This window comes from Streptomyces sp. A0642, assembly GCF_004795105.1.
Taxonomy (GTDB): Bacteria; Actinomycetota; Actinomycetes; order Streptomycetales; family Streptomycetaceae; genus Streptomyces.
The window spans coordinates 1-19,018 of the sequence record NZ_SSBL01000014.1; the positions used below are offsets into that span (position 1 = coordinate 1).

Consider the following 19,018-nt stretch of genomic DNA (forward strand, 5'->3'; position numbering starts at 1 on the left):
TCGAGCAGGGGAGACCCCATTGCTCGCCGCGTTGTCGGGGTCGCCCCGATACAGCCAGTATCGGGGCGACCCTCCGCCTTGCGATCGCACGCACCAGACGCCGCCGAGCCCGCCCTCCGGGCGGACGCCGCTACTTTCGAAACACGCCCTAGCCGAGCGCCGACTTCACCACGTCGGCCAGCCGGCCGGCCACCGCGCGCGCCTGCTCGATGTCGGCCGCCTCGACCATGACCCGCACCAGCGGCTCGGTACCCGACTGGCGCAGCAGCACCCGGCCGGTGGCGCCCAGCTCGCGCTCGGCCTCGGCGACGGCCGTGGCCAGCTCCGGGGAGGTGCCCACGCGGGACTTGTCGACGTCCGGCACGTTGACGAGGACCTGGGGCAGGCGCTCCATCACCCCGGCCAGCTCGGCGAGCGAACGGCCGGTGGCGGCGACCCGGGCCGCCAGCATCAGACCGGTCAGCGTCCCGTCACCGGTCGTGGCGTGGTCCAGGACGATGACGTGTCCGGACTGCTCGCCGCCCAGGGCGTACCCCTCGGCCTTCATCGACTCCAGGACGTAGCGGTCGCCGACGGCCGTCTGGACGAGCTGGATGCCCTCGCGCTCCATGGCGATCTTGAAGCCGAGGTTCGACATCACGGTGCCGACCACGGTGTCCTTGCGCAGCTGTCCGGCCTCGCGCATGGCGAGGGCCAGCACGGCGAGGATCTGGTCGCCGTCGATCTCCTCGCCCGCCGCGTCCACCGCCAGGCAGCGGTCGGCGTCGCCGTCGTGGGCGATGCCGAGGTCGGCCCCGTGCGCGACGACGGCGGCGCGGAGCAGCGCCAGGTGGGTGGAGCCGCAGCCGTCGTTGATGTTGAGGCCGTCCGGCTCGGCGCCGATCGTGACGACCTCGGCGCCGGCCCGGGCGAACGCCTCGGGCGAGACGTGCGCGGCCGCGCCGTGCGCCTCGTCCAGGACGACCTTCAGGCCGTCGAGGCGGTTGGGGAGCACCCCGATGAGGTGGGCGACGTAACGGTCGAAGCCCTCGGCGTAGTCGCTGATCCGGCCCACGCCGGCGCCGGTGGGACGCGCCCACGGCTCGCCGGTGCGGTGCTGCTCGTACACCGTCTCGATGCGGTCCTCCAGCTCGTCGGCGAGCTTGTGGCCGCCGCGGGCGAAGAACTTGACACCGTTGTCCGGCATCGCGTTGTGGCTGGCGGAGAGCATCACGCCGATGTCGGCGCCCAGGGCGCCGGTCAGGTAGGCCACAGCCGGGGTCGGCAGTACGCCGACGCGCAGGACGTCGACGCCCGCGCTGGCGAGGCCGGCCACCACGGCGGCCTCCAGGAACTCTCCGGAGGCGCGGGGGTCGCGGCCGACCACGGCCGTCGGCCGATGGCCCTCGAAGGTGCCTGCCTCGGCCAGTACGTGTGCCGCCGCGACCGACAGGCCGAGCGCGAGCTCGGCCGTCAGGTCCGCATTCGCGACACCGCGCACGCCGTCCGTGCCGAAGAGTCGTCCCACTGGTGTCCTCCGAAGGTGCTCCGAAACGCAAAAAATTCAGACGAAGTAAGCAACAAGCCTATGAACGCCTTATGCCGTTATATGCCCGAGGCTGTCAATAAACGAACGCCCCGGCAGCACGAGGTGTGCCGCCGGGGCGAACGTGTAACGCGGTTGAGCAGGCGGTTTAGCGCTTGCTGTACTGCGGGGCCTTACGGGCCTTCTTGAGACCGGCCTTCTTGCGCTCGACCGCACGGTCGTCGCGGGAGAGGAAGCCGGCCTTCTTCAGCGTGGCGCGGTTGTTGTCCACGTCCGCCTCGTTCAGCGAGCGGGCCACACCGAGGCGCAGGGCACCGGCCTGACCGGAGACACCGCCACCCGAGATGCGGGCCACGACGTCGTAGCGACCGTCGAGCTCGAGCACCTTGAAGGGCTCGTTGACTTCCTGCTGGTGCACCTTGTTGGGGAAGTAGTCCTCAAGGGTGCGACCGTTGATCTTCCACTTGCCGGTGCCCGGGATGATCCGGACGCGGGCGATGGCGTTCTTGCGACGGCCAAGGCCGGCCGCGGGCTGCGGGTCGCCGAAGCGGCCAGCGAGCGACTCGGAGGTGTACTCACCCTCGACGGGGACCTCCGACTCGAAGGTGGTCACCTCGGCGAAGGTCTCTTCGCCCTCGGTGCCCTCGACGGGCGTCTCTGCAGTGGTCTCGGCCACGATTCTCCTCAGATCTTTCTTTACGTCTTTTGGGGGAGGCCGGAACTACTGCGCGACCTGGGTGATCTCGAACGGCACCGGCTGCTGCGCAGCGTGCGGGTGCTGGTCGCCCGCGTAGACCTTCAGCTTCGAGATCATCTGACGGCCCAGGGTGTTCTTGGGGATCATGCCCTTGATGGCCTTCTCGACGGCCTTCTCGGGGTTCTTCGCGAGCAGCTCGTCGTAACGAACCGAGCGGAGACCACCCGGGAACCCGGAGTGGCGGTACGCCATCTTCTGGGTCTTCTTGTTGCCCGACAGGTGAACCTTGTCGGCGTTGATGATGATGACGAAGTCGCCCATGTCCATGTGGGGGGCGTAGATCGCCTTGTGCTTGCCTCGGAGGAGGTTCGCAGCCGTGGTGGCCAGACGGCCGAGGACGATGTCCTCAGCGTCAATGATGTGCCACTGGCGAGTGACATCGCCGGGCTTGGGGCTGTACGTACGCACTTCGTAGCCTTCGCTTCTTCAGTGGATGGGGTCCAGACACATGGCACCTCTGAAGCGATCATGCAGCTGGGGCACACAATGCCGGGACGCTGCCCGTATGCGAGCCACTGGTAACTGCTCCAGGGAACCTACGTAAGGCCCTTCGCGTGAGAACGACGAAGCCAATACGTATAACAATCCCTGACAGTACCCCGCCCCGCCCGGACGGGTCAAAACGGCTCCCCTCACGGGGGTGCGGGTCCCCCTCACGGGGGTGCGGGGTCCCCCTCACGGGGGTGCGGGTCCCCCTCGCGGGGGTGCGGGTCCCCCTTGGCGCGGGGTTCCGTCCTCAAACGCCGGACGGGCTTGGGTGGTGCGGGTGCTCCGCGTTGCCGAGGCGCGGTACCCGGGTGGGTGGGGGTTCGGGGTCCCTCCGGGGCGTCTCCTCAAACGACGAACGTTCGGCGGGTACGCAGCGGACCCGGGTCGATGTTCGTCGTCCTGCGGGGACTCCCCTGCACGCCCCCGAACCCGCCCGCCGTGCGTCTGCGACAGTCGCAGGGCCGGTGCGCAGACGCAGACGATGCCGGGTGGGGGCGTGCAGGGGAGTCCCCGCAGGAAATGGCGTACGACTCGGGTCGTTTTCCCACCCGCCCGCACACGCCATTTCTGAGGAGTCTCCCCGGAGGGCCCCCACCCCCACCCACCGGACAGAGGCGAACACCCGCACAACACGACGCACCCGCACCACCACAGCCCGTCCGGCGCTTGAGGACGGAACCGGCGCGCCGAAGCACGGAGCACCGCGGAGCACCGCCACCCCGCAAGGGGAACCGCACACCGCAAGGGGCACCGCGCAGAACACCGCTACCGCGCCCGCTCCACCCGCCGCTCGTCCCACACCGGCTCCGTCGTCTCGCGTACGAACCCGTCCGAGCCGAACACCAGGTACCGGTCGAAGGACTTCGCGAACCACCGGTCGTGGGTGACGGCCATCACCGTCCCGTCGTACACCTCGAGCCCGTCCTGGAGGGCCTCCGCCGATTCCAGGTCCAGGTTGTCGGTCGGCTCGTCCAGGAGCAGCGCGGTCGTGCCGGCCAGCTCCAGGAGCAGGATCTGGAAGCGGGCCTGCTGCCCGCCGGACAGCTTCTCGAAGGGCTGGTCCCCCTGCCGCTCCAGCTCGTACCGCCGCAGCACGGACATCGCTCCGCCCCGGTCCTTGGCCTGCTCCGTCCACAGGATGTCGACGAGCGTCCTGCCGAGCAGTTCCGGGTGGGCGTGGGTCTGCGCGAAGTGGCCGGGCACGACTCTCGCCCCGAGCTTCCACTCCCCCGTGTGTGCCACCGGCTCGCCGGCCAGCAGGCGGAGGAAGTGCGATTTGCCCGATCCGTTGGAGCCGAGGACGGCGACCCGTTCCCCGTAGTAGATCTCCAGGTCGAACGGTTTCATCAGGCCGGTGAGCTCCAGGTTCTTGCAGGTCACCGCCCGTACCCCGGTCCGCCCGCCGCGCAGCCGCATCTTGATGTCCTGCTCGCGCGGCGGCTCCGGCGGCGGGCCGGCCTCCTCGAACTTCTTGAAGCGGGTCTGCATCGCGTGGTAGCGGTTGGCCATGTCCGGGCTGTTGGCGGCCTGCTGCCGCATCCGCAGGACGAGCGCCTTCAGCCGGGCGTGCTCCTCTTCCCAGCGGCGCAGCAGTTCCTCGAAGCGGGCGAACCGTTCCTTGCGGGCCTGGTGGTAGGTGGCGAAGCCACCGCCGTGGACCCAGACGTCGCTGCCGGCCGGGCTGGGCTCCACGCTGACGATCTTCTCGGCGGCGCGGGAGAGCAGTTCCCGGTCGTGGGAGACGAAGAGGACCGTCTTGCGGGTCTCCTTCAGCTTCTCCTCCAGCCAGCGCTTGCCGGGGACGTCGAGGTAGTTGTCCGGCTCGTCGAGCAGCAGCACCTCGTCGGGGCCGCGCAGCAGCGCTTCCAGCACGAGCCGCTTCTGCTCACCACCGGACAGGGTGCGCACCTCGCGCCATTGCGCCTTCTCGTACGGGACGCCGAGCGCGGCCATGGTGCACATGTCCCAGACCGTCTCGGCCTCGTATCCGCGCGCCTCCGCCCAGTCGCTCAGCGCCTGCGCGTACGTCATCTGCGCGGCCTCGTCGTCGGTGGTGAGGATCAGTTCCTCGGCCCGGTCGACCGCCTGCGCGGCCTCGCGGATCCGGGGCTGGGCGACGGATACCAGGAGGTCCCGCACCGTGCGCTCGTCGCGTACGGAGCCGACGAACTGCTGCATCACGCCGAGTCCGCCGCTCACCGAGACGGAGCCGCCGTGCGGCTGGAGCTCCCCGGCGAGCAGCCGGAGCAGCGTGGTCTTCCCGGCGCCGTTCGCCCCGACGAGGGCGACCACCGCGCCGTCCGCGACGCGGAACGAAGCATCGCCGAGCAGCACCCGCCCGTCCGGTAGGTAGTACTCGAGATGGCCTGCTTCAAGATGTCCCATGCACAGCATTGTCACGGGCCGCGAAGCCCTGGCCCAACCGGATTACCTTCCGTCTAGGATTCGCCGCATGAGCTTTGGGCAAGGGGGGCCCTCCTGGGGGCCCGGGGGCACGGGGACACCGGACTGGGCGGCACTGGCCGAGGCATCGGCGGCGCGCGCGCGGCGCAAGAGGTGGCTGATGATCGGCGGGGGCGCGCTGGCCACCGCCGTGGTCGCCGCGATCGTGGCGACGGCGGTCATCTCGACGGACGGCTCGGGCGGCGCGTCCGGGAAGAACGCGAGCGAGCTGCCGTCGGCGACCGCTCTGCCGAGCGAGACGGCGCAGCCGGAGCCGTCGTTCTCGTCGGTCGCCCCGGCGCCTCCGCCGGACCCCAAGGACTACATATCCGACGTGAGGAAGGACCGGGCGCCCGTCACGGTGGACGCCTTCTTCCCGGGCAGGAAGCTGACGATGGGGGACCGCGTCTACTCCAAGGGCGCGACGCACCGCACGGAGAAGTGCGCCACGACCACCCAGGGCGCGCTGGGCTCGATCCTGACGAAGAACGGCTGTGACCAGGTCATCCGGGCGACGTACGCCCGGAACGGGGTGGCCGTGACCATCGGCCTCGCGGTCTTCGAGACGGAGGCCCAGGCCAAGAAGGCAGCCCAGGAGGCCAGCGGGGGCCTGGCGTCGCTGAGCGGTTCGGGAGTGCCGACGTTCTGCCGGGGCGGCGCCGTCTGCCGCCGTACGGCCAACTCCTACGGCCGGTACGCCTACTTCACGGTCGGCGGCTTCACCAGCGGCAAGAACGTCACGAGGAGCGACGGGAACGTGTTCGCCGTGGGCGACGACCTGACGGACTTCACCTTCCGCCAGATCCGCCGCCGGGGCGAGGTCCAGGCCTCTCAGGCGGCCACCGCTCCCACCACCTGATTCCCGGATGCGGAGGACCGCTGCCGTGCGTCTCGTCTTCCTGGTCTCGTTCCTGCGCATCCTGCGCCACCGCGATGCGATCGGGATCGGCCTGGCCCCCGACGAGGCGGTGGTCCTGGACCCCCCGGACGCCCCGCTGCGCGCCGCGCTCACCGCGGCGACGGCGGGTGACCACGCCCCCGCGCGCGAACTCCTCGCCTCGACGAGGGTGCACGCGCAGTGGGAGCGCAGGGACGCGTACGTGAGCCGGCTGGCCCGGACGGCACTGCACCACGACGGCTGGCTGGACGCCTGGGTGGCGGAGTCCCCCGACGACCCCGACGCCCTCCTCGTCGTCGCCGACTTCCACCTGCACCAGGCGTGGAAGGTGCGGACGGGCTCCCGCGCGAGGGACGTCGAACGGGACCAGTTCCAGGCGTTCTTCGCGCTCCTGGAGGACGCGGTGCCGGTCATCGGCGCGGCGGCCGAGCTCAACCCCGCCGACCCGGTCCCGTGGCGGATCGCACTCACCCACGCTCGTGGCATGCAGGCCCCGCGCGAGGTCTTCGACGCGTATCTCGCCGAGGCCGAGGCCCGTGACCCGCACCACTACGGCTGCCACGCCCAGGCACTCGAGTACCTGTGCGCCAAGTGGTACGGCTCGCACGAGGAGATGTTCCGGTACGCGGAACGGGTGGCCGCCTCCGCTCCGCCCGGCTCGAAGCTGCACGCGCTGCCGCTCCGGGCGGCGCTGGAGTACCGGCTCTCCGAGGCAGACGGACCCGAGGACCCCGACCCGTACGGGCCCAGGGTGGAGGCGGCCATCGCCCGGGCCCTGAGCCTGTCCGACACCTACGCCGGGGCGGGCGACCGGGAGGCGGCCGGCTTCCGCAACGACCTGGCCCTGATGCTGATCCTGTGCGACCGGCCGGACGAGGCGCTCGACGTGTTCCGCGCCATCGGGGTCCATGCCACCGAGCACCCGTGGAACCGGCTCGGCGACCCCCGTACCGAGTTCCTGGAGGCCCGGTCCGACGTCCAGCTGGACCTGGCCGCACGCATCCCGCTGTTCGGCCGCCCGCCCGAGCCGCCCGCCACCACCCCCGACTGGGCGGACCTCGCCCCGCGCGCGGTCGCGATCGTCCCCGCGCCTCCGGCCGCCGTGGCCCAGGCCGCTCTGCTCTGCGGCTTCTCCTTGCGTACGGCCCCTGCGGGAGAGGGCTCCAGCTATGTGGAGGTGGTCCCCGAGGCCGCCCGCGGCCGGCGCGCGGCGCTGCTCCCGGAGGAGCCGCTGACCTCGGCGGCGGAGACCTTCACGACCGGCGAGAGCTGGCCGGCGCTGGTCCTGCACCGCACCCCCGAGCGCTGCACCGTCACCGCCCTCCACCAGGGCCGGCAGCGCGCGACGCACACGTGGGACGCCGAGTCCCCCGCCCCGGACCACGCCGACGTGAAGGCCGTCGCCGGGGAGCTCGCCCGGCTCTTCGGGGTGGCGGATCCGCGTCCGCTGGCCCACATCCTGCGCGCCACCGGCGACCCGGTCCGCCACCAGGCCGATCTGGTCACCGCCCTCGGCCTTCCGCCGGTCCCGCCGGGCTTCGGCGGGGACACGGAGATCCTCGGCGAACTCCCCGGCGCCCGGGTGCAGGCCCGCCGCTCCCTCCTGGCGGGGATGCGCGACACGATGACGACGAGCACGGGCAGTCATCCGCCCGAGTCCGGCGACGGCGCCCCACGGACGGCCCGTTGGTGGCTGACCCGCAGCGCGGCCCTGGCCGCCGTCGGCGCGGCCGCGGTCTTCTCCTGGTGGAGCCCGCGGATCGGCTGGTTCCGCTCGTCGCTGCTGAGCGGCGCGGCCCTGTACCTGGCGGGCGTCCTCACGGCCGCGCTGCGCCGCCGGAGACGTACAGCTGCCTGAGAGCCCGTCCCTGACCGCGCGTCAGCAGCAGCCCGCCTCCGGGAGCGTCCGCACGTTGCGGGCCTCCACCGCCCTGGCCGCGAGCAACTCGTCGGCCGGGTAGGCGACTTCCTCCAGCGTCAGCCCGTGCGGCCGCACGACGTGGACCCCGGGGTCGCGCACCCGGGCGCCGAGGACCTCGGCCGGCCACGGGTATGGGCGGCGCCCGTCGCCGACGAACAGCATCGCCCCCACCAGCGCCCGCACCATGTTGTGGCAGAAGGCGTCGGCCTGGACGGTCCCCGTGATGATTCCGGACGCCTCGTCACGGACCCAGCTCAGCTTCTGCAGGGTCCGGATGGTCGTCGCGCCCTCACGCTTCTTGCAGTACGCGGCGAAGTCGTGCTCCCCCGTCATGCGCGCCGCCGCCGCGTTCATCGCCCCGAGATCCAACTCCCGGTCGTGCCACAGAACATGACCGCGCACCAGCGGATCGACCCCGCCGGGCGCGTCCGAGATCCGGTACGCGTACCGGCGCCACAGGGCCGAGAAGCGGGCGTTGAACCCGGCGGGCGCCTCTTCGATGCGCCGGATCCGTACATCGGGAGCCATCCGCCCGGCCATGCGCCGCAGCAGCTTCTCGGCGTGCTCGGCCCACACCTCGGCCGGCAGGTCCGCATGGGCGACCTGGCCCCGGGCGTGCACGCCCGCATCGGTGCGTCCGGCCACGGTCAGGTCGTAGGTGCGCGAGGAGCGGGTCACGGTCCGCAGCGCATCCTCGATCTCCCCCTGCACGGTCCGCCGGCCGGTCTGCTTCGCCCAGCCCGAGAAGTCCTTGCCGTCATAGGCCAGGTCCAGCCGCACCCGTACGAAGCCGGGCTCCACCACGTCACTCACACCAGCGTTCCTCTCAAGATCCCTGCACAGCGGAACGGGCCCGCACCGCCCCGAAGGGTGATGCGGGCCCGTCCAGAGGTCAGAACGCTCAGGCGTCCTTCGACTCCTCGTCGGCCTCGGCCGGCTTGGCGTCCTCGACGGACTCGACCGGGGTCTCGTCCTTCTTGAGGGCGTCTTCCTTGACCGCACGCTTCGTGGCGGCCTCGGCCTCACCGGTGGCAGCCTGCGCCACGGTCAGGGCCTCGACCAGCTCGATGACGGCCATCGGGGCGTTGTCGCCACGACGGTTGCCGATCTTGGTGATGCGGGTGTAACCACCGGGGCGGTTCTCGTACCGCGGGGCGATCTCGGTGAAGAGCGTGTGCACGATGCCCTTGTCCGTGATCGACTGCAGCACCAGGCGACGGTTGTGGATGTCGCCCTTCTTCGCCTTGGTGATGAAACGCTCGGCGACCGGACGCAGGCGGCGGGCCTTGGCCTCGGTCGTGGTGATGCGGCCGTGCTCGAACAGCGACTTCGCGAGGTTGTTGAGAAGAAGCTTCTCGTGCGCAGCGCTGCCGCCCAGACGGGCACCCTTGGCGGGCTGAGGCATGGTTTTCTCCTTGTGTGCTGCACCGGCCGTATCAGGTACCGGTGTCAGTTCCCGCGCGGCGGTCGCCACACGGAAGTCGTATCCGCCGCCCGCGCTCGAATTCTGACATCAGCCAAAACCAAGCCCGTCCGGCGATTGAGGACGTGCCCTCACGCCCGAGCCGTCTCCGGCTCGCCGAGCCCGTTCAAGCCCGTCCGGCGATTGGGGACAAAGCCCCCGCCCGGTCCGGGGCGCCCGTGAATCCGGGCACCCCAGCCGGAGGCGTACTAGTACTGCTCGGTCTCCACGAAACCGGCGTCCGCGTCGTCGTCCGCGCCGAACGCGTCCGCGGCAGCGGTCGGGTCGAAGCCGGGAGGCGAGTCCTTCAGCGCCAGGCCCATACCGGCCAGCTTCGCCTTGACCTCGTCGATCGACTTCGCACCGAAGTTGCGGATGTCGAGCAGGTCCGCCTCGGAGCGGGCCACGAGCTCGCCCACCGAGTGGATGCCCTCGCGCTTGAGGCAGTTGTACGAGCGGACCGTGAGCTCCAGCTCCTCGATCGGCAGCGCCAGATCGGCGGCGAGCGCGGCGTCCGTGGGCGAGGGGCCCATGTCGATGCCCTCGGCGTCGATGTTGAGCTCGCGCGCCAGACCGAACAGCTCGACCAGGGTCTTACCGGCCGACGCCATGGCGTCACGGGGACGCATGGCCTGCTTGGTCTCGACGTCGACGATCAGCTTGTCGAAGTCGGTCCGCTGCTCGACACGGGTCGCCTCGACCTTGTACGTGACCTTGAGCACCGGCGAGTAGATGGAGTCGACCGGAATACGGCCGATCTCCTGGCCCGCCTGCTTGTTCTGGACGGCGGAGACGTAACCGCGACCGCGCTCGACGGTCAGCTCCATCTCCAGCTTGCCCTTGCCGTTCAGCGTGGCCAGGACGAGGTCCGGGTTGTGGACCTCGACACCGGCCGGCGGGGCGATGTCGGCAGCGGTGACCAGGCCGGGGCCCTGCTTGCGCAGGTACATCACGACCGGCTCGTCGTGCTCCGAGGAGACGACCAGCTGCTTGATGTTGAGGATGAGATCGGTCACGTCCTCCTTGACGCCCGGCACGGTGGTGAACTCGTGCAGGACACCGTCGATGCGGATGCTGGTGACAGCGGCACCCGGGATCGAGGAGAGGAGCGTGCGACGCAGGGAGTTGCCGAGCGTGTAGCCGAAGCCCGGCTCCAGCGGCTCGATGACGAACCGCGAGCGGAACTCGTCAACGACCTCTTCGGTCAGCGACGGACGCTGAGCGATAAGCATGTGTGAATCCTTCAGTCGTGGGCGCCCACTATTTGACACCCGACAGATGAAACAAGGATACGGGCGGCACACCCCGTAGGGGGCGTACCGCCCGTACCCACGCTACTGACGCACGGCCGTCACCGGCCGTGACGCATCAGACGCGGCGACGCTTCGGCGGACGGCAGCCGTTGTGCGGCGTCGGGGTGACGTCCTGGATCGAACCGACCTCCAGGCCCGTGGCCTGCAGGGAGCGGATCGCGGTCTCGCGGCCGGAGCCCGGACCCTTGACGAAGACGTCAACCTTGCGCATGCCGTGCTCCTGCGCGCGGCGGGCGGCCGACTCGGCGGCCATCTGCGCGGCGAAGGGGGTCGACTTGCGCGAGCCCTTGAAGCCGACGTGGCCGGCGGAGGCCCAGGAGATCACGTTGCCCGAGGGGTCCGTGATCGAGACGATGGTGTTGTTGAACGTGCTCTTGATGTGGGCGTGCCCGTGAGCGACGTTCTTCTTTTCCTTGCGACGCACCTTCTTGGCTGCGCCCTGACGACCCTTGGGGGGCATGTCTTGACTCCAGATGGAGAGGGGAGGTGATCGGTCCTACAGCGAAGACCGCTGGTTGCTGCGGAGGCCCGGCGGACCGGACGCTCGCAGTACGTCCGCTGAGGACTACTTCTTGCCCGGCTTCTTCTTACCGGCGATCGCGCGACGCGGACCCTTGCGGGTACGGGCGTTCGTGCTGGTGCGCTGGCCGTGGACCGGCAGACCGCGACGGTGACGGATGCCCTGGTAGCAGCCGATCTCGATCTTGCGGCGGATGTCGCCCTGGATCTCGCGGCGAAGGTCACCCTCGGTGCGGAGGTTGGCGTCCACGTACTCGCGGATCTTGACCAGGTCCTCTTCGGCCAGGTCACGAACGCGGGTGTTCGGGTTCACGCCTGCGGCGGCGAGGATCTCCTTGGACCGGGTGCGCCCGATGCCGAAGACGTAGGTGAGGGCAACCTCCACGCGCTTTTCGCGCGGGATGTCAACACCTGAAACGCGTGCCATTCAATGGCTCCAGTTGTTATTTCGGGGGTCTTCCGCAGCGCCACTCCCGACCGCCGACCTCTCGCTGGGAGAGGTGGTACGCCCGGGTCCCCGGCCCCCGCCGGAGGTGTCGTCAGCCGTGGCTTGGACGGGCACTGCGTATGTACGTTTACGTGCGTCGCGCGAAGTACTGCGAGATGCGAGGGGGTCGTGCGTCAGCCCTGGCGCTGCTTGTGGCGCAGGTTGTCGCAGATGACCATGACCCGACCGTGACGGCGGATCACCTTGCACTTGTCGCAGATCTTCTTGACGCTCGGCTTGACCTTCATGGGATGTCAGGTTCTCCGGGTCAGTGCCAGCACCCCGCCGAAGCGAGATGTGGGCAAGATCTACTTGTAGCGGTAGACGATCCGGCCACGCGTCAGGTCGTACGGGGAGAGCTCCACCACGACCCGGTCGTCCGGAAGGATTCGGATGTAGTGCATCCGCATCTTGCCGGAGATGTGCGCGAGGACCTTGTGACCGTTCTGGAGTTCCACCTTGAACATGGCGTTCGGGAGGGACTCGATCACGGTGCCCTCAATTTCGATGGCACCTTGCTTCTTGGCCACGCTTCGCCTTTCGAATCGGCTACCTTGATCGACTTCGTCACTCGTATGTGGACACACGGATGCACGAGAGCCGACGAGTCAGTCTACGTCAGCGGACTCCAAAAGACGAATCCGTCAAGTTTGCCCACCGCGGGAGATCCTTAGACCTCGCGCCGGCCCCCAATCCCCCCGGGGGTTGGGGACGCCTCACCCCAGGGGGTCGGGCGCCGCCTCCACCCCGGCCCCTCCTCCACGCAGCCCTCGCGGCTCGGCGCCGGGGCGCCTCACAGGCTTCGGCCCGCTGCGCCGGACTCCGCCCGCCGGACGCCACTCACCCCAACGGGTCGGGCGCCGCCTCCACCCCGTACTGCGCCAGCTTCTCGCGGCCGCAGTCCGGAGCGGTCAGGACCAGCGGGCCCTGCTCCGTGAGGGCGATGGAGTGCTCCCAGTGGGAGGACCAGGTGCCGTCGGTGGTGATGACGGTCCACTCGTCCTCCAGCACCTCCGTACGGGCCGTGCCGAGGGAGACCATCGGCTCGATGGCCAGGCAGAGGCCCGGGACCAGCTTGACGCCCTTGCCGCGCTTGCGGGAGACGTAGTTCAGCAGGTGCGGGTCCATGTGCATCTCGGTGCCGATGCCGTGCCCGCCGTAGTCCTCGATGATCCCGTACTTTCCGGTCGCCGGACGGGGCTGGCGGCGGATGTAGGACTCGATCGCCTTCGAGATGTCGACCAGGCGGTTGTTCACCTTCATCGCCGCGATGCCGGCCCACATCGACTCCTCGGTCACCCGGGAGAGCTCGATGAGCTCCGGAGCGTGACCGGTGCCGACGAAGGCCGTGTAGGCGGCGTCGCCGTGCCAGCCGTCGATGATCGCGCCGGCGTCGATGGAGATGATGTCGCCGTCCTTGAGGACGGTCTTGTCGTCCGGGATGCCGTGGACGACCACCTCGTTCACCGAGGTGCAGATGGTCGCGGGGAATCCGCCGTACCCGAGGAAGTTCGACTTCGCCCCGTGGTCGGCGATCACCTTGCGCGCGACCTGGTCCAGGTCCTGGGTGGTGGCGCCGGGCACCGCCGCCTCGCGGGTGGCGGCGTGAATGGCGGCGACCACCAGCCCCGCCTCACGCATCTTCGCGATCTGCTCGGGGGTCTTGATCTGCACCATTGCACGGCGCCTTTCTGCATGAGCGGGGACGGCCCGGCGGGGCCGGCGCTCGGGGGCGGGAGAAGGAGCGGGGCTGGGGGCGGGCAGCTGCAAGGCGGAGGAGAGAGGCAACGCGGAGCGTCGTCGACTGACGACAGCGCCGCAGATGCGTGCCCCCGGCCCCGCGACGCCGCCCCCGAGTGCCGGCCCCGCTAGGTCAACGATACGGCGGCAAGCAGTCGGCCGCGGCGCCCAAGGACGCCGCGGCCGACTGCACTGCTGGTACTACGGGTGTGCCTCAGCCCTTGTCGGACTTCAGAGCCTCCATGGCCCGCTCGGTCACCTCGGTGACCTTGCCGAGCGCGGAGATGGTGACCACCAGGTCCTGGGCCCTGTAGTAGTCGATGATCGGCTCGGTCTGCGTGTGGTAGACCTCGAGCCGGGTGCGGACCGTCTCTTCGCTGTCGTCGTCGCGCTGGTACAGCTCGCCGCCGCAGATGTCGCAGACACCCTCGGTCTTCGGCGGGTTGTACGTCACGTGGAACACGTGCGCGCTCTCGTTGCGGCAGACCCGGCGGCCCGCGATCCGCTTCACGACCTCGTCCTCGGGTACCTCGAGGTCGAGCACCGCGTCCAGCTTTACGCCCTCGTCCTTGAGCATCACATCGAGAGCCTCGGCCTGGCCCACGTTGCGCGGGAAGCCGTCGAGCAGGAAGCCGTTGACCGCGTCCGGCTGGGACATGCGGTCCTTGGCCATCCCGATCGTGACCTCGTCCGGCACCAGCTGTCCCGCGTCCATGTAGGCGCGGGCCTGCTTGCCAAGGTCGGTGCCCTGGCTGATGTTGGCGCGGAAGAGGTCGCCCGTGGAGATGTGCGGAATCGACAGGTTCTTGGCAAGGTACGCAGCCTGCGTTCCCTTGCCGGCACCCGGCGGGCCGACGAGGACGATTCGCATCAGCGGAGGAACCCTTCGTAATTGCGCTGCTGGAGCTGACTCTCGATCTGCTTCACGGTCTCCAGACCCACACCCACGATGATGAGGATGCTCGTCCCGCCGAACGGGAAGTTCTGGTTGGCTCCGCCGAAGCCTGCCAACGCCATCGTCGGCACAAGAGCGATCAGACCCAGGTACAGCGATCCCGGCCAAGTGATCCTGTTGAGCACGTAGCTCAGGTACTCGGCAGTAGGTCGACCGGCCCGGATACCCGGGACGAAGCCACCATACTTCTTCATGTTGTCGGCGACTTCCTCGGGGTTGAACGAGATCGCCACGTAGAAGAACGCGAAGAACACGATCAGCAGGAAGTACGTCGTCAGGTAGTACGGGTGGGTTCCCTTGACGAAGTGGTCCTGGATCCAGACCGCCCAGCCCGCAGTGGAGTTGGAGAACTGGACGATCAGGGCCGGGATGTAGAGCAGCGAAGAAGCGAAGATGACGGGAATCACACCCGCCTGGTTCACCTTCAACGGGATGTACGTGGACGTACCGCCGTACGACCGGCGGCCGATCATGCGCTTCGCGTACTGCACCGGGATGCGGCGCTGGGCCTGCTCGACGAAGACGACGAGGGCCACCATCACGAAGCCGATCAGGATGACGGTGGCGAACTCGATCCAGCCGTCCGCGAGCTTGCCGCTCGTCTTGATGGCCCACAGGGCGCCGGGGAAGCTGGCCGCGATCGAGATGAACATCAGGATCGACATGCCGTTGCCGATGCCGCGGTCGGTGATGAGCTCACCGAGCCACATGACGGCGGCGGTGCCGGCCGTCATCGTGATGACCATGACGATGGTCGTGAACATCGACTGGTTCGGGACGATCTGGTCGGCGACGGGGCAGCCGCTGAAGAGCGCGCCGCTGCGCGCGGTCGCGACCAGGCCGGTGCCCTGCAGGATGGCGAGTGCGACCGTCAGATAACGCGTGTACTGCGTGATCTTCGCCTGGCCGGACTGCCCCTCCTTCTTGAGCGCCTCGAGTCGGGGAATGACCACGGTCAGCAGCTGAAGAATGATGCTGGCCGTGATGTACGGCATGATGCCGAGCGCGAAGATCGTGATCTGCAGCAGTGCACCACCGCTGAACATGTTCACCAGGCCGAAGAGGCTGTTATTGCCCTTGCTTGCCTGATCAACACAGGTCTGGACGTTCTCGTAGCTCACTCCCGGTACCGGGATGTGTGCCCCGAGCCGGTAGAGCACGATGATGCCGAGCGTGAAGAACAGCTTCTTGCGCAGGTCGGGCGTCTTGAACGCCCGGGCGAACGCGGTGAGCACGGTGCCTCCTGCGACCCCCGCGCAATGCGTAGAGGTGACGGTCTTGAGGATCGATGAATACGTGAGAGCCAAAGGGGCCCAGGACGCTTGCGCCCAGGGCTTACCACAGCAACGGAGGCCACCTTACCGGCGTACATGCCCCCCTAGGAACGACCAACCGGGGATGCCCCAAATGAGAGGCATCCCCGGTCGGATGTTCAGGCCACCGAATGGTCCGAGTTGTCTCAGACGAGCTCGGTGACGGTGCCGCCCGCGGCGGCGATCTTCTCCTTGGCGGAGCCGGAGACGGCGTCAACCGAAACCTGCAGTGCCACGGAGATCTCGCCCTGTCCGAGGACCTTGACGAGGTGGTTGTTGCGCACAGCGCCCTTGGCGACCAGGTCGGCCACCGTGACCTCTCCACCCTCGGGGTAGAGCGTCGCGAGCTTGTCCAGGTTCACGACCTGGTACTCGGTGCGGAACGGGTTCTTGAAGCCCTTGAGCTTCGGGAGACGCATGTGGAGGGGCATCTGCCCACCCTCGAAGCGCTCCGGAACCTGGTAACGGGCCTTGGTGCCCTTGGTACCACGACCAGCGGTCTTACCCTTGGATGCCTCACCACGACCCACACGGGTCTTGGCGGTCTTGGCACCCGGGGCAGGCCGGAGGTCATGCGCCTTCAGCGGCTTGTTCTCCGCCATGTCAGTCGACCTCCTCAACCGTCACGAGGTGGCGGACGGTGTGCACCATTCCGCGGAACTCGGGGCGGTCCTCCTTGACAACCACGTCGTGCAGGCGCTTGAGCCCGAGCGAACGCAGGGTGTCGCGGTGGTTCTGCTTGCTGCCGATGTACGACTTCGTCTGCGTGATCTTGAGACGGGCCATTACGCACCTGCTCCCGCACGAGCACGAAGCAGAGCCGCGGGGGCGACGTCCTCGAGGGGCAGACCGCGGCGGGCCGCGATCTCCTCGGGACGCTGCAGGCCCTGGAGGGCCGCCACGGTCGCGTGCACGATGTTGATCGGGTTCGAAGAACCGAGCGACTTCGACAGGATGTCGTGGACGCCGGCGCACTCCAGAACGGCGCGCACCGGGCCTCCGGCGATCACACCGGTACCGGGGGAAGCAGGCTTGAGCAGAACGACGCCCGCAGCCTTCTCGCCCTGGATCGGGTGAGGGATCGTGCCCTGGATACGCGGGACCTTGAAGAAGTTCTTCTTGGCCTCTTCCACGCCCTTGGCGATGGCCGCGGGAACTTCCTTGGCCTTGCCGTATCCGACACCGACGCTGCCGTCACCATCGCCCACCACGACCAGCGCGGTGAAGCTGAAGCGACGACCACCCTTCACGACCTTGGCGACACGGTTGATCGCGACGACGCGCTCGACGTACGCGGTCTTCTCGGCGGCAGCTGCGCCGCCGTCACGGCCCTTCCGGTCCCGCCGCTCGCCGCCACCGGCACCGCTTCCGCGGCGCTGGGGTCCAGCCATTGGAATTACCTCTCTCTGTTACGTCCGCTGTGCGTAGGAACCGGGGCTTAGAACTTCAGCCCGGCTTCACGGGCGGCGTCAGCCAGAGCGGCAATCCGCCCGGCGTACTGGTTACCACCGCGGTCAAACACGACGGCCTCGACGCCTGCGGCCTTGGCGCGCTCGGCGACCAGGGCCCCGACCTGCTTGGCAAGGGCGCTCTTGTCACCCTCGGCGCCGCGGATGGAAGCGTCAAGGGTCGACGCCGACGCGAGCGTGTGGCCCGCGATGTCGTCGATGACCTGAGCGACCATGTGGCGGTTGGAACGCGTCACAACCAAGCGCGGACGCTCGGGCGAACCGGAGATGTGCTTCCGGACGCGGATGTGGCGGCGCTTGAGGGCGGCACGCTTGTAGGCGTCGCCCTTGGCGATCTTTACTCCGTATGCCATGGCTTACTTACCCGCCTTTCCGACCTTGCGGCGGATAACCTCGCCGGCGTACTTGACGCCCTTGGCCTTGTACGGGTCAGGCTTCCGCAGCTTGCGGATCTTCGCCGAAACCTCGCCGACCTTCTGCTTGTCGATGCCCTCGACAGTGAACTTCGTGGGCGACTCGACCTTGAAGGTGATGCCTTCGGGGGCCTCGATGAGGATCGGGTGGCTGTAGCCCAGGGCGAACTCCAGGTTGGAGCCCTTCGCCTGGACGCGGTAACCGACACCGCTGATCTCGAGCGCCTTGATGTATCCCTGGGTCACGCCGGTGATCATGTTCGCCACCAGCGTGCGGGACAGGCCGTGAAGGGCCTTGTTCTGACGCTCGTCGTTCGGGCGGACGACGTTCAGAACGCCGTCCTCACCCTTGGTGACCTCGATCGGCGCGGCAACGGTGTGCGAGAGGGAACCCTTGGGTCCCTTCACCGCGACCGTACGGCCATCGATGGTGACGTCCACACCGGCGGGAACCTGGATGGGGAGCTTGCCGATTCGCGACATGAGCTTTTCCTCCGTTCCCGACTACCAGACGTAGGCGAGGACTTCCCCACCTACGCCCTTCTTGCTGGCCTGCTGGCCGGTCAGGAGACCGTGGGACGTGGAGATGATCGCCACGCCCAGGCCGCCGAGAACCTTCGGCAGATTGGTGGACTTTGCGTATACACGCAGACCCGGCTTCGAAATGCGCTTGATGCCGGCGATCGAACGCTCGCGGTTCGGCCCGAACTTCAGGTCCAGAACGAGGGTCTTGCCGACCTCTGCGTCCTCGACCTTCCAGCCGGTGATGAAGCCCTCCTGCTGGAGGATCTCCGCGATGTGCGACTTGATCTTGCTGTGCGGCATCGACACGTCGTCGTGATACGCCGAGTTCGCGTTACGCAGACGCGTGAGCATGTCTGCGATGGGATCAGTCATGGTCATGAGTTGGCCTTCGGCCTCTCTCGCCGGGGTTTCCTGTATGCGCCATCCCTCTCCCCACTCAGTGGTGGGACGGGTGCGGTGCGGGGACCTACGGCGTAGTAAGTCGGTCTAGGGCGGCAGGCGCCCAACCCCACAAGCCTACGGCATGCGAGGAGGGGCTCCTGCCGACCAGATACTTACCGAGAGCTTCCGGGTAATCCCAACGCCCAGGGGGCGAAGGAGAATTACCAGGAGCTCTTGGTCACGCCCGGCAGCTCGCCACGGTGAGCCATCTCACGAAGGCACACGCGGCACAGGCCGAACTTGCGGTAGACGGAGTGGGGCCGGCCGCAGCGCTGGCAGCGGGTGTACCCGCGGACGCCGAACTTCGGCTTACGGGCGGCCTTAGCGATCAGGGACTTCTTCGCCACGG

General features: G+C 68.7%; 23 protein-coding genes. 2 read left to right on the forward strand and 21 right to left on the reverse strand.

The genetic code is table 11. The features are described 5' to 3' along the window. Window positions 1-148: 148 nt before the first annotated feature. The 4 genes from glmM to E6R60_RS22345 all read right to left on the reverse strand — a co-directional run bounded on the left by glmM (window position 149) and on the right by E6R60_RS22345 (window position 5,156). Window positions 149-1,507: a phosphoglucosamine mutase gene (glmM, locus tag E6R60_RS22330; RefSeq protein WP_136328418.1), complete on the reverse strand. Its 1,359-nt coding sequence runs from the start codon at window positions 1,505-1,507 to the stop codon at window positions 149-151. Window positions 1,508-1,673: 166 nt separating this feature from the next. Beyond that, the gene (gene rpsI, locus E6R60_RS22335) at window positions 1,674-2,201 is read right to left on the reverse strand and encodes a 30S ribosomal protein S9 (RefSeq protein WP_136328419.1); all 528 of its coding nucleotides are present in this window, start codon (window positions 2,199-2,201) and stop codon (window positions 1,674-1,676) included. A gap of 45 nt (window positions 2,202-2,246) precedes the next feature. Continuing rightward, complete coding sequence (gene rplM / locus E6R60_RS22340) at window positions 2,247-2,690, reverse strand: 50S ribosomal protein L13 (protein ID WP_136328420.1); 444 nt, start codon at window positions 2,688-2,690, stop codon at window positions 2,247-2,249. A gap of 846 nt (window positions 2,691-3,536) precedes the next feature. Then, complete coding sequence (locus E6R60_RS22345) at window positions 3,537-5,156, reverse strand: ATP-binding cassette domain-containing protein (protein WP_136328421.1); 1,620 nt, start codon at window positions 5,154-5,156, stop codon at window positions 3,537-3,539. Between the two features lie 67 nt (window positions 5,157-5,223). Here E6R60_RS22345 and E6R60_RS22350 point away from each other — a divergent pair, with 67 nt between their 5' ends. After that, complete coding sequence (locus E6R60_RS22350; protein WP_136328422.1) at window positions 5,224-6,072, forward strand: hypothetical protein; 849 nt, start codon at window positions 5,224-5,226, stop codon at window positions 6,070-6,072. Window positions 6,073-6,097: 25 nt separating this feature from the next. Further along, complete coding sequence (locus E6R60_RS22355; protein ID WP_136328423.1) at window positions 6,098-7,969, forward strand: hypothetical protein; 1,872 nt, start codon at window positions 6,098-6,100, stop codon at window positions 7,967-7,969. Window positions 7,970-7,990: 21 nt separating this feature from the next. Here the strand turns inward: E6R60_RS22355 and truA are convergent, their stop codons facing one another. The 17 genes from truA to E6R60_RS22450 all read right to left on the reverse strand — a co-directional run bounded on the left by truA (window position 7,991) and on the right by E6R60_RS22450 (window position 19,016). Further along, a complete protein-coding gene (truA, locus tag E6R60_RS22360; protein WP_136328424.1) occupies window positions 7,991-8,845 on the reverse strand; it encodes a tRNA pseudouridine(38-40) synthase TruA in 855 nt (284 codons plus the stop codon). 88 nt (window positions 8,846-8,933) lie between these two features. After that, window positions 8,934-9,437, reverse strand: coding sequence for a 50S ribosomal protein L17 (gene rplQ / locus E6R60_RS22365; protein ID WP_136328425.1), 504 nt, complete (start codon window positions 9,435-9,437; stop codon window positions 8,934-8,936). 266 nt (window positions 9,438-9,703) lie between these two features. After that, window positions 9,704-10,726, reverse strand: a complete 1,023-nt coding sequence (locus E6R60_RS22370) for a DNA-directed RNA polymerase subunit alpha (RefSeq protein WP_024755423.1) — start codon at window positions 10,724-10,726, stop codon at window positions 9,704-9,706. A gap of 136 nt (window positions 10,727-10,862) precedes the next feature. Then, a complete protein-coding gene (rpsK, locus tag E6R60_RS22375) occupies window positions 10,863-11,267 on the reverse strand; it encodes a 30S ribosomal protein S11 (protein ID WP_003956432.1) in 405 nt (134 codons plus the stop codon). 105 nt (window positions 11,268-11,372) lie between these two features. Continuing rightward, the gene (rpsM, locus tag E6R60_RS22380) at window positions 11,373-11,753 is read right to left on the reverse strand and encodes a 30S ribosomal protein S13 (RefSeq protein ID WP_014154579.1); all 381 of its coding nucleotides are present in this window, start codon (window positions 11,751-11,753) and stop codon (window positions 11,373-11,375) included. Window positions 11,754-11,947: 194 nt separating this feature from the next. Then, window positions 11,948-12,061, reverse strand: coding sequence for a 50S ribosomal protein L36 (gene rpmJ / locus E6R60_RS22385; protein WP_003956441.1), 114 nt, complete (start codon window positions 12,059-12,061; stop codon window positions 11,948-11,950). 60 nt (window positions 12,062-12,121) lie between these two features. Beyond that, complete coding sequence (gene infA, locus E6R60_RS22390; RefSeq protein ID WP_003956442.1) at window positions 12,122-12,343, reverse strand: translation initiation factor IF-1; 222 nt, start codon at window positions 12,341-12,343, stop codon at window positions 12,122-12,124. 310 nt (window positions 12,344-12,653) lie between these two features. Further along, window positions 12,654-13,490, reverse strand: coding sequence for a type I methionyl aminopeptidase (map, locus tag E6R60_RS22395; RefSeq protein ID WP_136328426.1), 837 nt, complete (start codon window positions 13,488-13,490; stop codon window positions 12,654-12,656). Between the two features lie 277 nt (window positions 13,491-13,767). Beyond that, window positions 13,768-14,424, reverse strand: a complete 657-nt coding sequence (locus E6R60_RS22405) for an adenylate kinase (protein ID WP_136328427.1) — start codon at window positions 14,422-14,424, stop codon at window positions 13,768-13,770. Beyond that, the gene (gene secY / locus E6R60_RS22410; protein ID WP_136328428.1) at window positions 14,424-15,743 is read right to left on the reverse strand and encodes a preprotein translocase subunit SecY; all 1,320 of its coding nucleotides are present in this window, start codon (window positions 15,741-15,743) and stop codon (window positions 14,424-14,426) included. Before secY ends, E6R60_RS22405 begins: the two co-directional genes overlap by 1 nt. A 224-nt stretch (window positions 15,744-15,967) precedes the next feature. After that, window positions 15,968-16,423, reverse strand: coding sequence for a 50S ribosomal protein L15 (gene rplO, locus E6R60_RS22415; RefSeq protein ID WP_018550610.1), 456 nt, complete (start codon window positions 16,421-16,423; stop codon window positions 15,968-15,970). 1 nt (window position 16,424) lies between these two features. Further along, window positions 16,425-16,607, reverse strand: a complete 183-nt coding sequence (rpmD, locus tag E6R60_RS22420) for a 50S ribosomal protein L30 (RefSeq protein ID WP_018550611.1) — start codon at window positions 16,605-16,607, stop codon at window positions 16,425-16,427. Beyond that, entirely contained in the window at window positions 16,607-17,212 is a 606-nt protein-coding gene (rpsE, locus tag E6R60_RS22425; protein ID WP_136328429.1) for a 30S ribosomal protein S5, read from the reverse strand. The genes rpmD and rpsE overlap by 1 nt, the downstream gene beginning before the upstream one ends. Window positions 17,213-17,259: 47 nt before the next feature. Then, the gene (rplR, locus tag E6R60_RS22430) at window positions 17,260-17,643 is read right to left on the reverse strand and encodes a 50S ribosomal protein L18 (RefSeq protein ID WP_136328430.1); all 384 of its coding nucleotides are present in this window, start codon (window positions 17,641-17,643) and stop codon (window positions 17,260-17,262) included. Between the two features lie 3 nt (window positions 17,644-17,646). Continuing rightward, entirely contained in the window at window positions 17,647-18,186 is a 540-nt protein-coding gene (gene rplF, locus E6R60_RS22435; protein ID WP_136328431.1) for a 50S ribosomal protein L6, read from the reverse strand. 21 nt (window positions 18,187-18,207) lie between these two features. After that, entirely contained in the window at window positions 18,208-18,606 is a 399-nt protein-coding gene (gene rpsH / locus E6R60_RS22440) for a 30S ribosomal protein S8 (RefSeq protein ID WP_136328432.1), read from the reverse strand. Window positions 18,607-18,830: 224 nt separating this feature from the next. Further along, window positions 18,831-19,016 carry a type Z 30S ribosomal protein S14 gene (locus E6R60_RS22450; RefSeq protein WP_024491590.1) on the reverse strand — a complete coding sequence of 62 codons (186 nt, stop codon included), beginning with the start codon at window positions 19,014-19,016 and terminating at the stop codon, window positions 18,831-18,833. Between the last annotated feature and the right edge of the window lie 2 nt (window positions 19,017-19,018).

Bases quoted from the DNA above. Each gene is read 5' to 3' on its own strand.
- rplR (WP_136328430.1), bottom strand. From the start codon at position 17,643: ATGGCATACGGAGTAAAGATCGCCAAGGGCGACGCCTACAAGCGTGCC.
- rpmJ (WP_003956441.1), bottom strand. From the start codon at position 12,061: ATGAAGGTCAAGCCGAGCGTCAAGAAGATCTGCGACAAGTGCAAGGTG.
- rplF (WP_136328431.1), bottom strand. From the start codon at position 18,186: ATGTCGCGAATCGGCAAGCTCCCCATCCAGGTTCCCGCCGGTGTGGAC.
- map (WP_136328426.1), bottom strand. From the start codon at position 13,490: ATGGTGCAGATCAAGACCCCCGAGCAGATCGCGAAGATGCGTGAGGCG.
- E6R60_RS22370 (WP_024755423.1), bottom strand. From the start codon at position 10,726: ATGCTTATCGCTCAGCGTCCGTCGCTGACCGAAGAGGTCGTTGACGAG.
- E6R60_RS22405 (WP_136328427.1), bottom strand. From the start codon at position 14,424: ATGCGAATCGTCCTCGTCGGCCCGCCGGGTGCCGGCAAGGGAACGCAG.
- rpmD (WP_018550611.1), bottom strand. From the start codon at position 16,607: ATGGCCCGTCTCAAGATCACGCAGACGAAGTCGTACATCGGCAGCAAG.
- rpsH (WP_136328432.1), bottom strand. From the start codon at position 18,606: ATGACCATGACTGATCCCATCGCAGACATGCTCACGCGTCTGCGTAAC.
- rplQ (WP_136328425.1), bottom strand. From the start codon at position 9,437: ATGCCTCAGCCCGCCAAGGGTGCCCGTCTGGGCGGCAGCGCTGCGCAC.
- E6R60_RS22350 (WP_136328422.1), top strand. From the start codon at position 5,224: ATGAGCTTTGGGCAAGGGGGGCCCTCCTGGGGGCCCGGGGGCACGGGG.
- rpsE (WP_136328429.1), bottom strand. From the start codon at position 17,212: ATGGCTGGACCCCAGCGCCGCGGAAGCGGTGCCGGTGGCGGCGAGCGG.
- rpsM (WP_014154579.1), bottom strand. From the start codon at position 11,753: ATGGCACGCGTTTCAGGTGTTGACATCCCGCGCGAAAAGCGCGTGGAG.
- rplO (WP_018550610.1), bottom strand. From the start codon at position 16,423: ATGGCGGAGAACAAGCCGCTGAAGGCGCATGACCTCCGGCCTGCCCCG.
- rpsK (WP_003956432.1), bottom strand. From the start codon at position 11,267: ATGCCCCCCAAGGGTCGTCAGGGCGCAGCCAAGAAGGTGCGTCGCAAG.
- E6R60_RS22345 (WP_136328421.1), bottom strand. From the start codon at position 5,156: ATGGGACATCTTGAAGCAGGCCATCTCGAGTACTACCTACCGGACGGG.